Genomic DNA, 12,792 nt, shown 5'->3' with positions numbered 1-12,792 from the left:
TGGTCGTATGACACAGCTCGCACCCGGCTCACCCGCACCCGAATTCACCCTGGCGGACCAGGACGGGGCATCCGTATCCCTGGAGAGCCTGCGCGGACAGCGCGTCGTGCTCTACTTCTACCCGGCCGCGATGACGCCGGGGTGCACGACCGAGGCCTGCGACTTCCGCGACAGCCTGTCGTCGCTGCAGGCCGCCGGCGTCACCGTGCTGGGCGTCTCGCGCGACACCCCGGACAAGCTCCGCGAGTTCCGCGAGCGGGACTTCCTGACCTTCACCCTGCTGAGCGACCCGGACCACCGCGTGCACGACGCGTACGGCGCGTGGGGCGAGAAGGTGAACTACGGCAAGACCATCGAGGGCGTGCTGCGGTCGACCTTCGTGATCTCGCCGGAGGGTCTCATCGAACACGCCCTGTACAACGTCAAGGCCACCGGTCACGTCGCCCGCGTGCGCCAGCTCCTCGGATTGGGCTGACCGCGACGGCCCTCACCGCCCGGAGACGCGCCGGGCGGCGGCGCGCACCGCGGCGATCAGGAGCACGAGGCCCACGAGCGCGGGAAGTGCCACCGCCAGCGCCGTGAGCGGATGGGCGAACCGCCCCGTCACCGCGCCCAGCGCCACGGCGAGGATGAGCAGCTGCGTGACGATGCCGCCCGACCGCCCCCACGAGACGCCGCGCGCGCAGGCCCACGCGAACGCGGCGGTCATCGCGGCGCCCACGAGCGTCAGCACGATGAGCGCGATCGAGCTGGCGATCGAGTCGCTGTCGCCCGAGCCGAGCGCGAGGAACTGCCAGGCGACGAGCACCATCACGCCCGCCGCCTCGATCACCAGGACGGCGGCAGCGAGGCGTTCCGCCCCCGAGATCTGCATGTGAGAACCTCTCGATCGTCGAATCCGGGCCGTTACGGCCGCATTCCTCAAAGGGAATGCTCAGCATCGGGCCGCCTCGAACCTCTTGTTCGCTCAACCAGGCTATGGGACGATTGACGAAGCATTGTGCTCCCACAGCGAAGTGGGGCGAGTACTCGCTCGCACACCCACAGGGCACGCAGACGCCGTCGCGGCCCGATCACCTCATCATCAAGGAGCACGACCCATGGATTGGCGCGACAAAGCGGCATGCCTCACCGTCGACCCGGAACTGTTCTTCCCGGTCGGCAACACGGGGCCCGCAGTCGACCAGATCGAGAAGGCCAAGTCGGTGTGCGCGCGCTGCACCGTCACGGAGATCTGCCTGCAGTACGCGCTGGAGACCGGGCAGGACTCCGGCGTGTGGGGCGGACTGTCCGAGGACGAGCGCCGGGCCCTGAAGCGCCGCGCTGCCAGAGCACGCCGAGCCTCGTAACCCGGCCCGGTTCAGCCCACACGCTCCAGGTAGCGCAGCGGGATCTCGATCGTGACCTCGGTGCCGCTGCCGACGATCGTGTGCCAGTCGATGGCGCCGCTGAGTTCGCCCTGGATGAGCGTGCGCACGATCTGGGTGCCGAGCCCCCGGCCCACCTGACCCTCCGGCAGCCCCACACCGGAGTCGCGCACGCGCACCTCGAGGCGGTCCTCGGTGCGTTCGGCGATGATCTCGACGTCGCCCTCGGTGCCGGCCAGGCCGTGCTCGACGGCGTTGGTCACGAGCTCGGTCAGAGCCAGCGCCAGCGGCGTCGCGTACTCGCTCGGGAGGGTCCCGAACCGGCCGACGGTGTGCGTGCGCGCACGGGTGTTCGGTGCGGCGGCGACCTCGGCGACCAGGCGCAGCACCCGGTCGAACACCTCGTCGAAGTCGACGTTCTGGGCGAGCCCCTCCGACAGCGTGTCGTGGACGACGGCGATCGCCGAGACGCGACGCATGGCGTGCGTGAGCGCGTCGCGCGCCTCGTCGGAGTGGGTGCGCCGTGCCTGGATGCGCAGGAGGGAGGCGACGGTCTGCAGGTTGTTCTTCACTCGATGGTGGATCTCGCGGATCGTGGCATCCTTCGTGATGAGCTCCTGCTCCCGGTGGCGCAGTTCGCTCACGTCGCGGCAGAGCATGATCGCGCCCACGCGCGTGCCGTGGTCGCGCAGCGGGATCGTGCGCAGCGACACGGTCACCCCGCGGGCCTCGATGTCGGTGCGCCACGGCGCGCGACCGGCGACCACGAGCGGCAGCGTCTCGTCGAACTGCTGCTTGGCGGGCAGGATCCGCGTGGTCACCTCGATGAGCGACTCGCCCTCCAGCTCGTCCTCGAAGCCCATGCGATTGAACGCCGACAGCGCGTTGGGGCTCGCGAAGGTCACCACCCCCTCGAAGTCGAGGCGGATGAGCCCGTCCGAGGCGCGGGGTGCACCGCGACGCGGCGACGTCGGCGCGGACGGGTCGGGGAAGTCGCCGGATGCCACCATCCCGAACAGCTCGTCCGCGCAGTCGTTGAAGGTGATCTGCTGGCGCGAGGGCGTGCGCGCCTCGCCCAGGTTCGTGTGCCGCGTGAGCACGCCGACGATCTCGGGCGGCCGGCCGCTGCCGCCCCGCTCACGCAGGATCGGCACCGCCCGCACGCGGGTCGGGGTCTCCTCGAACCAGTCCGGCGAGGAGGAGTCGACGATCCGGCCGTTGACGAAGGCATCCCGCACCTGCGCGCGCCACTGCGGACGGATGAGGTCGCCGACGATGTCGCGGTAGAACAGGGTCGCCGCACCGCTGGGCCGGGCGTGGGCGACGGCGATGAACGACTCGTCCGCGGTCGGCACCCAGATCACGATGTCGGCGGAGGCCAGGTCGGCCAGCAGCTGGCCGTCGCCGGCCAGCCGGTGCAGCCATTCGATGTCCGATTCGCTCGAGCGTCCTTGCGCACCTACGAGATCACTGAGCGTCGACACGCCTCCAGCTTAGGGGCCGCTCAGGGACTCATGCCGTGCGAGGGATATGCGCCGCGCGGCGTCGCTCGCGGCGCCCGGTCGGCGACGGCGGCTCGACGATCTCCCCCACGAATCGGCGCACGGCGGCCGTCAGAGCCGAGCGGGGCGAGGTGTGCGCGACGGGGCGGGCCGTGAGCATCGCCGCGTCGGTCGCCTTGCCGTCCCAGGGGAGGAACGACACGTCGTCGATCCCCGCGAACCGTTCCAGCGTGCGGCGCACCTGCCCGTGCGCGTCGATGCCGAGCGCTCCACGACGGGTCTTGTTCACGACGACGTGGACGGATGCCGCGCCGGCGGCCGCCCGCAGCTCCGGGTAGGCGCGCACGAACCGGGAGACCCCCACCGGGTCGGCGGCCACGACCGCCACGACGAGATCGGCCACGGCGAGCGCCGCGAGGGTGGCGGCGTTGCGGCGCGGTCCGTCCAGGTCGCTGACGATCTCCTCGTCGCGCTCCAGGGCCGCGGCGACGTCGACCACGACGTCGTCGACCCACGGCCGGCACGCCTCCAGCGCGGCCGCGACGCGCGCGTGGCCGAGCTCGGGCCAGCGCCCCGGGCGGTTGATGCCGGTGAGCACCTCCAGCTCGCCCAGCGGCACCGCGATGCGGGTCAGCTCGGCGGGGCTGAGGCCCCCGCGCTCGGCCTGACGGCACGCGGCGGCGAACCCGGGGCCCTCGTCGGCGAGCCCGGTCGCGATCGCGATCGACGGGGCGCGGCTGTCGGCGTCGACGAGGGCCACGCGTCGGCCGTCTCGTGCGAGCTCGCACGCCAGTTCGACGGCGACCGTCGTGCGTCCCGGCGCCCCGTCAGCGCCCCACACGACGATCACGCGGCCGCGGGGAGACTCCGACACCGGCGTCGGCATGACCTCCGGCCGCAGGAGCCGCGCGGCATCCGGCTCGGCCGGCGTCAGCCCGAACAGGGCGGCCAGGCGCCGGTCGGCCTCGCGCGCGCACAGCGGCGCGATGCGCACCCCGAACCTGTCGCACGCGCCGACGAGGTCCGCCGTGAGGGTCGCACGGTCCGCGTCGAGGACGAGCAGGTCGGCGCGGGACAGCTCGGCCAGCAGCTCAGCGGCCTCCGGTCCCGACATCGCGTCTGCCACCGCGGCGGCCGGAGCGCCCGCGGCGACCACCGCGCGCACGTCGGCGTCCTCTTCGCGCAGCGCCGCGACCAGGCGCCGCGCGGGGGCGCCTGCGACGGCCACCACGACCCTCATCGGTGCGCCCCGGTCGACGCGGTGCCGGCGACCGGCACGACCGACAGGGCGGAGCCGTCGGAGGAGGCGGCCAGCGCCGCGGCGACGTCGGCCCGGGCGATCACGAGCTCGAGCGCGACCTCGCCGCCGCCGAGCATGGAGTCGTCGCGCGACACCTGCACGACGGTCGCGTCGGCGACCAGGACCCGCGGGGTGTCGTACTCGCCGCGCTCGGTGGGCGGGGCCGCCCACACCTCCACGACGGTGCCGGGGCGCACCGAGGCCGGGACATCGGTGGCGCTGCGCATCACGACGGTCGTCGTGGCGGCCTCGCGCGCATCGCCCACGGCGTCGGCGGGCACGAGCTCGCCGGCGGCGATGGTGCGGGTCGCGACCGCGTCGTCGGCGAGGGTGCCGGGCACGGCGTATGCCTCGCCCACGCCGCCGAGGGCGACCTCGGCGACCTCGAGGTCGCCGGCGGAGACCTGCTGGCCCGGCACGATGGTGCGGGTCGCGACGAGCACCGGGGCGGTCTGCCGCGCCGTCGAGACGACGAGCCAGACACCGGCGACGGATGCCACGATCAGCACGATGCCGAGAAGGAACCGCAGGTCCGACCAGAACGGACGCGGGCGGGGACGGGCGATGACGTCGAGAGCGGCCATGGCCCCATCGTGGCGCAGCGCGCCACGTCGCGACGGAGGTTATCCACAGGCTCGGCGATGGGTCTGTGCGCGTGCCCCCGACGGAAGGATAATGGGCACATGCCCGATCGCCCCGCACCCGAGTTGCGCATGCTCGCCCCCGCACAAGCAGCCGAGCTGCTTCAGATCGACGTCGATGAGGTCATCGCCCTGATCCTCGAGGGGCGCCTTCGCGGCGCGAAGGTCGGCTCCCCCGCGCGATGGCGCGTGGAGGCCGCCAGCATCGAGGAGTACCTCGACGACCAGGTCGAGGAGGCGCGCATCATGGCGCTGTGGCGCGAGTCGAGCACCGCGAGCTTCCCCGAGCTGTGGGGCCGCGGGCAGGTGCGCCACCCGGACTGATCCCGGCGGCATCCGCCCGGTCCGCGGCCTCACGGCAGAGCGACCGGCGCCTCCAGACGCACCCACCCGATCGCCGCGAACGGCACCACCCGATGGCCGGTCACGGCCTCGCGGCGACGCGGCGCGCCGAGCTCGTGCAGGGCGAGGTCGAGGTGATCCGCGCCGGCGCGGTCCATCGTGCCGGCGAACGTGCGACCGCCCGTGCACCCCACCGTGACCGGGATGCGCTTGCGCACGAGATCGCGCAGCACGAATCCCAGGGTCATGCGTTCGGACAGGCCGGCTCCGGATGCCGCCGGCCGGGCACTGCGGAGGAGGTCGGCGTGCGGCATCCCGATCGCGACGACGCCGCCGAGCGGCACGAGCACCGCTCCGCCCCGGCGCAGGGCCGCCTCCAGCGCCATCCAGTCCGCGCCGACGCCGACCGGCGCCCCGGTGAGCACGGTGCCGTCGGACAGCTCGACGCTGACGGCCTCGCACGCGCGCACGAGGCCGGCGAGGCGTTCGCGCAGCGTCAGGCGGGACAGGCGCAGCCGCTCGGCCTCGGTGTCGAGCGCGGCGCGCTCGGCCTCCCATTCGGCATCGAGCTGACCCTCCAGGTCGTCGAAGAAGCGTTCCCAGCGCACGGCGAGAGGCTATGCGAGTCCGCCGGTCGCGCGCAGGAGTTGTCCACAGGCCCGGCACGCTGACCCCTCCCGCCTTCCCCTCCCGCGCCTGCCCCTGCCGCGCCTGCCCTTCCCGCATCTCCGTCTGGGCGAGTCACTGCCTTACCGGCGAGTCACTGCCCTGGAGCACAGTGACTCGCCGGGAGGGCAGTGAGTGGGCACGGGAGGCAGTGACTCGCGAGGGGGCGGCCGGGTCGCGAGGGGGCGGGAGGTGGGCGCGGGAGGTGGGCGCGGGAGGCAGTGACTCGCGAGGGGGCGGGATGTGGGCGGGCGCGCTACTGCCGGTACGTGGAGAGGAAGTTCCCCAGCCGCTCGATCGCCTCGGTGAGCACGCGCGCCTCGGGGAGCGTCACGATGCGCAGGTGATCGGGCGTCGGCCAGTTGAACCCGGTGCCCTGCACCAGCAGCACGTGCTCGGCGACGAGGAAGTCGTACACGAGCTTCGCGTCGTCGTGGATCTCGTACACCTCCGGGTCGAGGCGCGGGAACGCGTACAGGGCGCCCTGGGGCTTGACGCACGAGACGCCCGGGATGGCCTCCAGCGCCTCCCACGCGGCATCCCGCTGCTCGTGCAGCCGCCCCGTCGGCGCGATGAGCGCGTCGATCGACTGCACGCCCGACAGCGCCGCCTGCACGGCGAACTGCGCCGGCACGTTCGGGCACAGGCGCGTGGAGGCCAGCAGCGTGATGCCCTCCAGGAAGCCCTTGGCGTGACCCTGGGGACCTGTCACCACGAGCCAGCCGGAGCGGAAGCCGGCGACCCGGTAGGTCTTGGACAACCCGTTGAAAGTCAGCACGAGCAGGTCGGGCGCGACGGTGGCCATCGGGATGTGGACCGCGTCGTCGAAGAGGATGCGGTCGTAGATCTCGTCGCTGAGGATCAGCAGCGAGTGCTCCCGCGCGATCTGGGCGATGCCCTCCAGCACCTCGCGCGAGTAGACCACGCCGGTCGGGTTGTTCGGGTTGATGACGACGATCGCCTTGGTGCGGTCGGTGACCTTCGCGCGGATGTCGTCGAGATCGGGCTGCCAGCCGTCGTGCTCGTCGGCGACGTAGTGCACGGGCTTTCCCCCGCCGAGGCTCGTCATCGCGGTCCACAGCGGATAGTCGGGAGCGGGGATCAACACCTCGTCGCCCTCGTCGAGCAGGGCCTGCAGGGTCATCGTGATCAGCTCGGACACCCCGTTGCCGAGGAACACCTCGTCGGGGTCGACCGTCGGGAAACCGGGCACCTCCTCGTAGCGCGACACGATCGCCCGGCGCGCCGGTGCGATGCCGCGGCTGTCGCTGTACCCGTGCGCGTGCGGGATCGCGTCGATCATGTCGCGCACGATCTGGAAGGGTGCCTCGAAGCCGAAGACGGCGGGGTTGCCGGTGTTGAGCTTGAGGATCGTGTGTCCCTCCGCCTCGAGCTGGTCGGCCGCGACGAGGGCCTTGCCACGGATCTCGTAGAGGACGTTCTTCAGCTTGCTCGACTGGTCGAGGGGACGAAGGCTCATCCGATCAGGATATCTCGGCCGCCTGCGAGCCAATCGACCGCCGGTGGCCCGGCACGGTGCGAGAGCGGATGCCGGGACTACTTCTTGCGCTTGGCGGCGCGGCGCTGCTCGCGGTTGAGCGGCGCCTGCGCGGGAGCGCCCTCGGTACGCTGCCCGAACGCGCCGCGCGGCGCCTCCGGAGCGGGGGCGGCCGGAGCCGCGGGGGCGGCGGACTTGCGGGCCTTGTTCGTGGCCGCCTGCTGCACCTGTCCGCGGTCGTCGCGCACCTCGACCTCGCCCGCCTCGCCGGGCGCGGTGTACTGGAGCCGCTGGGTCTCGGCCGCCGGGGCGGCCAGCCCCTTCGCCTCCACGTGGGCGTCGGCGGTGCGCACCTCGACCTCGAGGTTGAAGAGGAAACCGACCGACTCCTCCTTGATCTGACCCATCATCGTCTGGAACATCTCGTAGCCCTCGCGCTGGTACTCGATCAGCGGGTCGCGCTGGGCCATCGCACGAAGGCCGATGCCGTCCTTGAGGTAGTCCATCTCGTAGAGGTGGTCGCGCCAGCGGCGGTCGAGCACCTGCAGCACCACGCGGCGCTCCAGCTCGCGCGTCGCGGCCGACCCGAGCGAGTCCTCACGGCGCTGGTAGGCGATCTTCGCGTCGGAGACGATCTCGCGCTTGAGCACGTCCGGGGTGATCCGTCCCTTGCTGCCTGCCTCGGCGACGACCTCGTCGATCGTCACGCTCACCGGGTAGAGCGTCTTCAGCTCGGTCCACAGCGCGTCGAAGTCCCAGCTCTCCGTGTGCCCGGAGCCGGTGTGCGCGTCGATGATGTCGCTGACGGCATCCTCGATGAAATGCCCGACCCGGTCGGACAGGTCATCGCCCTGCAGCATGTGCCGGCGGTCGGCGTAGATCGCCTCACGCTGCCGGTTGAGCACGTCGTCGTACTTCAGCACGTTCTTGCGGATCTCGGCGTTTCGGGCCTCGACCTGCGACTGCGCGCTCTTGATCGCGCGCGAGACCATGGTGGACTCGATGGCCACATCGTCGGGGAAGTTCGTGCGGGCGAGGATCGCCTCGGCGGCGCCGGACTGGAACAGCCGCATGAGGTCGTCGGCCAGCGACAGGTAGAAGCGGCTCTCGCCGGGGTCGCCCTGGCGGCCCGAGCGTCCGCGCAGCTGGTTGTCGATGCGGCGCGACTCGTGCCGCTCGGTGCCGAGCACGTACAGCCCGCCCGCCTCGACCACCTTGGCGGCCTCCTCGGCGACGCGCTGGGTGACGGCGGGGTAGACGGCATCCCACTCCGCCTCGTACTCGTCCGGCGTCTCGACCGGGTCGAGGCCCTTGGCCTTGACCTCCTGCACGGCGAGGAACTCGGCGTTGCCGCCGAGCATGATGTCGGTGCCGCGGCCGGCCATGTTCGTCGCGACGGTCACGGCTCCCAGGCGCCCGGCGCGGGCGACGATCTCGGCCTCGCGCGCGTGGTTCTTCGCGTTGAGGACCTCGTGGCGGATGCCCTTCTTCGACAGCAGCCGGGACAGGTACTCGCTCTTCTCGACGCTCACGGTGCCCACCAGCACCGGCTGCCCGGTCTCGTGCCGCCGCGCGATGTCCTCGACGACCTGGGCGAACTTGGCCGGCTCGTTCTTGTAGACGAGGTCGGGCATGTCCTTGCGGATCATCGGCCTATTGGTGGGGATCGGGACCACGCCCAGCTTGTAGGTCGACATGAACTCGGCCGCCTCGGTCTCGGCGGTGCCGGTCATGCCGGCGAGCTTCTGGTAGAGCCGGAAGTAGTTCTGCAGCGTGACGGTTGCGAGGGTCTGGTTCTCGGCCTTGACCGGCACCGCCTCCTTGGCCTCGATGGCCTGATGGATGCCCTCGTTGTAGCGACGGCCGACCAGGATGCGCCCGGTGTGCTCGTCGACGATCATGACCTCGTCGTTCATGACGACGTAGTCGGTGTCGCGCTTGAACAGCGCCAGCGCCTTGATCGAGTTGTTCAGGAACGAGATCAGCGGCGTGTTCGCCGACTCGTACAGGTTGTCGATGCCGAGGTAGTCCTCGACCTTCTCGATGCCGGGCTCGAGCACGCCGATCGTGCGCTTCTTCTCGTCGACCTCGTAGTCCACGTCGGGCTCGAGGGTGCGGGCGAGCTTGGCGAACTCGCTGAACCAGCGGTTGGCCTCCCCCGAGCTGGGACCCGAGATGATCAGCGGCGTGCGGGCCTCGTCGATCAGGATCGAGTCGACCTCGTCGACGATGGCGAAGAAGTGGCCGCGCTGGACGAGGTCCTCCTTGCGCCAGGCCATGTTGTCGCGCAGGTAGTCGAAGCCGAACTCGTTGTTCGTGCCGTAGGTGATGTCGGCGGCGTACTGCTGCCGGCGCACCTCCGGGCTCTGGCCGGCCACGATCGTGCCGGTGGTCATGCCCAGCGCGCGATAGACGCGGCCCATCAGCTCGGACTGGTACGAGGCGAGGTAGTCGTTGACGGTGACCACGTGCACGCCCTCCCCTGCGATCGCGTTGAGGTAGGCCGGCAGGGTCGCCACGAGCGTCTTTCCTTCACCGGTCTTCATCTCGGCGATGTTGCCGAGGTGCAGGGCCGCCCCGCCCATGATCTGCACGTCGTACGGGCGCTGGCCGAGCGTGCGCTTGGCCGCCTCGCGCACGGCGGCGAACGCCTCCGGCATGAGCTTGTCGAGGGTCTCCCCCGCGGCGTAGCGCGCGCGCAGCTCGGCCGTCTCGCCGCGCAGCTCCTCGTCGGTCAGCTGCGCGTACTCGTCCTCGAGCGCCCCGACGGCCTTCACCACCTGGTTCAGGCGCCGGAGGATGCGGCCCTCACCGGCCCGGAGCAGTTTCTCGAGAGGATTTGCCACGGAGGATCTCCATCTGTCGTGGGCGACGCGCGCCGCGCCGGGGCGCGTTCGCACCCGGGCATATCCACTCATGTTATCGGTGCGCGGCCTTGGAGCGGGCTGGATGCCGGGGCCGCGGCATCCCCCCTCCCTCTCGATCCCGCGAGGGGCGGGAGGGGGATGCGCAGTGCGCGACGCGGCGGTCGCGGGGCCGCCTGAGCCTCACCCCTCCCAGGGGTTGAGCACGCGCACGCCGAGGGGCACGAAGTCACGCACGTTGCGCGTCACGACGGTGAGGTTGTGGCGCAACGCCGTCGCCGCGATCCACGCGTCGGGCTCGGGCCGGGGGTCGGGAACATGCAGGGAGGCCGCGAGTGCCGCGACCTCGGCATCCATCGGCAGCACGCGTCCGACGTACTCGGTGTGCACGAGGGCGTCCAGCCACAACCGCATCCGAGCACCCTGCGCGGGATCGACGCGCTCCACGCGCTGCACACCCCGCTCCAGCTCGAAGACCGTCATGGCGCTCAGGTAGCTGACGAGCGGATCGCTCTTCGACGCCCAGTCGAGCACGGCGGAGTCCGGATAACGCTTGCCCAGCTCGCTCACGACGTTGGTGTCGATGAGCCAGCTCATCGGTACTCGGCGCCCGAGAAATCGGGGCGGCGTGTGTCGTCGGGCAGGGCGCGAGAACGTTCGAGGTCGAGTTCGAGGTCGCCGATGCCGGCGTCGACGCCGGCAGGATGTCGGATCGCATCGGCGACGGAGCGCCATTGACCTCGCTCGGCCCGCATCCGGCGGAACTGCTCGTATGTCACCAGCACGTACGCGGGTTCGCCCCGATCGGTGATGACGACGGGTTCGACCTGCGCGGCGCGTTTGGCGGCGCCGACGTCGTGGTTGAACTGCCGAGAAGTGATGGATGCCACGGTTGTTCCCGTTCTCATGTGACTACGTAACACCATACCTCGGACATCCGCCTGACCCGGGGCGGTGCACGAGCCCGGTCGAGCACCCGCGATCGCGCTGTCTGAGGGGACAGAACGCGACAGCGGAACGGAGGGGGCGCGGGGCGATCAGGGCGAGGGCACCCCGCAGGCTCTTAAGATCGACGCATGGCCGGATTCTGGGGTGGACGCAGACGCGAGCAGGACGACGCGCAGGACGCGGAGCTGGGACGGCGCGCCGACTCCGCGCTCGTGGCCGCGGACGAGCGCATCCGCACCACCGCCGACGAGCTCCTCTACGCCGAACTGGAGCTGGGCCGCGACGCCACGCGGGAGCTGCGCGAGGCGCTGGATGCCGTCCGCCACCACCTCGGCGAGGCGTTCCAGCTCAACCAGCTCAACCACGACGAGATCCCCGACACCCGCGACGAGCTGCGCACGCGCAACGCGCGCATCATCCAGCTGTGCGAGTGGGCCGAGTCGCTGCTCGACGACCGCACTGCGGCGCTGGCCGAGCCCATCGCCCGCGCCCGGCGCGCGCCCGAGATCGTCGCCGGCATCCGCGCCGACGTCGACCGCCTCACCGGCCGGCTCCCGCACGCGAAGGACACGCTCGACCGTCTGCGCGCCCGCTACGGCACCGAGACGCTGCGACGCATCGCGGAGAACCCGCGCGAGGCCGGCCAGTTGCTCGAGTTCGCCGCCCATGGCGCCGACGTGTCGATGCGGCGCCGCGAGGCGGGCCAGCGCGAACAGGCCAACCTCGCCCTGGAGACCGCGATCGAGGCGGTGCGGCGCGCGGGGGTGCTGCTGGAGGCCGTGGACACGTTCGAGATCGAGGCGCTGCGCGCCGAGTCGACGCTGGATGCCGTCATCGACGACTCCCGCGACGACCTGATCGTCGCGCGGGAGTTCGCCCACGTCCCGGCGGTGGGGGCGGCCATGGTCGCGCTGGAGAAGGCTCTGGCGGCCCTCCCCGCCGACCGCACCGCGTCGGACCCGTTCGGCGACCTCACCCGCCTGCGGGAGGCCAACGCCGCGCTGGATGCCGCGGTGGCGACCGCGCGCGAGCGCGCCGCGCGGCCGGTGCCGCCGGAGTCGCACGTGCGACACGCCATCGATGACGCCGACCGGCAGCTGGGCGTCGCGCGCAGCGTGATCGCCGGGCACCGCGGCTGGATCGGCGCCGACGCGCGCACGCGCCTGGCCGAGGCCGAGCGGCTGCGGCTGGAGCTGCCCGCCGGCGCGATCGCGGAGGACGATCGGGAGCGCGTGTTCGCCGACGCCCGCCGGTGCGGCATGCTCGCCGCGGAGGCGCTGCAGCTCGCCCAGCGCGACATCGACTCCGGTCGTCCGCAGGATCCGGGCGGCTGGGGTCAGGGCGGCTGGGGCCAGGGCGGCCGAGGCCGCGGCGGGGGCGGCGGCGACCTCGTCGGGGGGATCCTCGGGGGCCTGGTGATCGGCAGCATCCTGGACGGCATCTTCGACTGACGGGCCCGGACGTCCGCATCCGCCCCGTCCCGGCCCCGTCCCGGTCGTTCCCTTCCCGGTCGTTCCCTTCCCGCGAGTCACTGCCTTGGCAGCGAGTCACTGCGCTGCAGAGCAGTGACTCGGGCGCGGGGCAGTGACTCGCGTGGGGAGGCAGTGACTCGCGGGGGCGGGCGGCAACGGGGCGGGCGGCTACGAGGCGGGCGGCCGCGCGGG

The 12,792-nt window shown here is 72.0% G+C and carries 13 protein-coding genes; 4 read left to right on the top strand and 9 right to left on the bottom strand.

Annotated elements, in window-relative coordinates; translation table 11 throughout:
• Positions 1-7 precede the first annotated feature (7 nt).
• Entirely contained in the window at positions 8-475 is a 468-nt protein-coding gene (bcp, locus tag QM641_RS05985) for a thioredoxin-dependent thiol peroxidase (protein ID WP_415114455.1), read from the top strand.
• A 12-nt stretch (positions 476-487) separates the two neighbouring features.
• Here bcp and QM641_RS05980 read toward each other — a convergent pair whose 3' ends face one another.
• Positions 488-874, bottom strand: coding sequence for a histidine kinase (locus QM641_RS05980; protein WP_415114453.1), 387 nt, complete (start codon positions 872-874; stop codon positions 488-490).
• 226 nt (positions 875-1,100) lie between these two features.
• Here QM641_RS05980 and QM641_RS05975 point away from each other — a divergent pair, with 226 nt between their 5' ends.
• Entirely contained in the window at positions 1,101-1,349 is a 249-nt protein-coding gene (locus QM641_RS05975) for a WhiB family transcriptional regulator (protein ID WP_018171995.1), read from the top strand.
• A gap of 11 nt (positions 1,350-1,360) precedes the next feature.
• On the opposite strand, the gene QM641_RS05970 is transcribed toward QM641_RS05975, so the two are convergent.
• From QM641_RS05970 to QM641_RS05960, 3 genes are read right to left on the bottom strand one after another with little or no spacing between them, the layout of a single operon-like run.
• Entirely contained in the window at positions 1,361-2,851 is a 1,491-nt protein-coding gene (locus QM641_RS05970; RefSeq protein ID WP_415114450.1) for a sensor histidine kinase, read from the bottom strand.
• A gap of 28 nt (positions 2,852-2,879) precedes the next feature.
• Positions 2,880-4,097 (bottom strand): AAA family ATPase, encoded by a 1,218-nt coding sequence (locus QM641_RS05965; RefSeq protein WP_415114448.1) that lies wholly within the window; start codon positions 4,095-4,097, stop codon positions 2,880-2,882.
• A gap of 8 nt (positions 4,098-4,105) precedes the next feature.
• On the bottom strand, positions 4,106-4,753 hold the full coding sequence (locus tag QM641_RS05960; RefSeq protein ID WP_415114446.1) for an SAF domain-containing protein: 648 nt from the start codon (positions 4,751-4,753) through the stop codon (positions 4,106-4,108).
• Positions 4,754-4,852: 99 nt separating this feature from the next.
• Between QM641_RS05960 and QM641_RS05955 the strand changes: the two genes are divergently transcribed.
• Entirely contained in the window at positions 4,853-5,134 is a 282-nt protein-coding gene (locus tag QM641_RS05955; RefSeq protein ID WP_415114444.1) for a helix-turn-helix domain-containing protein, read from the top strand.
• Positions 5,135-5,163: 29 nt separating this feature from the next.
• On the opposite strand, the gene QM641_RS05950 is transcribed toward QM641_RS05955, so the two are convergent.
• The 5 genes from QM641_RS05950 to QM641_RS05930 form a co-directional block, all read right to left on the bottom strand.
• Positions 5,164-5,760 carry a hypothetical protein gene (locus tag QM641_RS05950; protein ID WP_415114442.1) on the bottom strand — a complete coding sequence of 199 codons (597 nt, stop codon included), beginning with the start codon at positions 5,758-5,760 and terminating at the stop codon, positions 5,164-5,166.
• 314 nt (positions 5,761-6,074) lie between these two features.
• Positions 6,075-7,298, bottom strand: coding sequence for a pyridoxal phosphate-dependent aminotransferase (locus tag QM641_RS05945; RefSeq protein ID WP_415114440.1), 1,224 nt, complete (start codon positions 7,296-7,298; stop codon positions 6,075-6,077).
• 77 nt (positions 7,299-7,375) lie between these two features.
• Positions 7,376-10,162 carry a preprotein translocase subunit SecA gene (secA, locus tag QM641_RS05940; RefSeq protein ID WP_415114438.1) on the bottom strand — a complete coding sequence of 929 codons (2,787 nt, stop codon included), beginning with the start codon at positions 10,160-10,162 and terminating at the stop codon, positions 7,376-7,378.
• A 201-nt stretch (positions 10,163-10,363) separates the two neighbouring features.
• Positions 10,364-10,777: a type II toxin-antitoxin system VapC family toxin gene (locus tag QM641_RS05935; RefSeq protein ID WP_415114436.1), complete on the bottom strand. Its 414-nt coding sequence runs from the start codon at positions 10,775-10,777 to the stop codon at positions 10,364-10,366.
• Positions 10,774-11,088, bottom strand: a complete 315-nt coding sequence (locus tag QM641_RS05930) for a type II toxin-antitoxin system prevent-host-death family antitoxin (protein ID WP_415114434.1) — start codon at positions 11,086-11,088, stop codon at positions 10,774-10,776. Before QM641_RS05930 ends, QM641_RS05935 begins: the two co-directional genes overlap by 4 nt.
• A gap of 168 nt (positions 11,089-11,256) precedes the next feature.
• On the opposite strand from QM641_RS05930, the gene QM641_RS05925 reads away from it, so the two are divergent.
• Complete coding sequence (locus QM641_RS05925) at positions 11,257-12,579, top strand: hypothetical protein (protein ID WP_415114432.1); 1,323 nt, start codon at positions 11,257-11,259, stop codon at positions 12,577-12,579.
• Positions 12,580-12,792 lie beyond the last annotated feature (213 nt).

Origin of the sequence: Microbacterium sp. (genome assembly GCF_047605725.1) — a bacterium.
In the GTDB taxonomy this organism is placed as follows: domain Bacteria; phylum Actinomycetota; class Actinomycetes; order Actinomycetales; family Microbacteriaceae; genus Microbacterium.
This window is presented reverse-complemented; position numbering and strand designations above follow the sequence as displayed.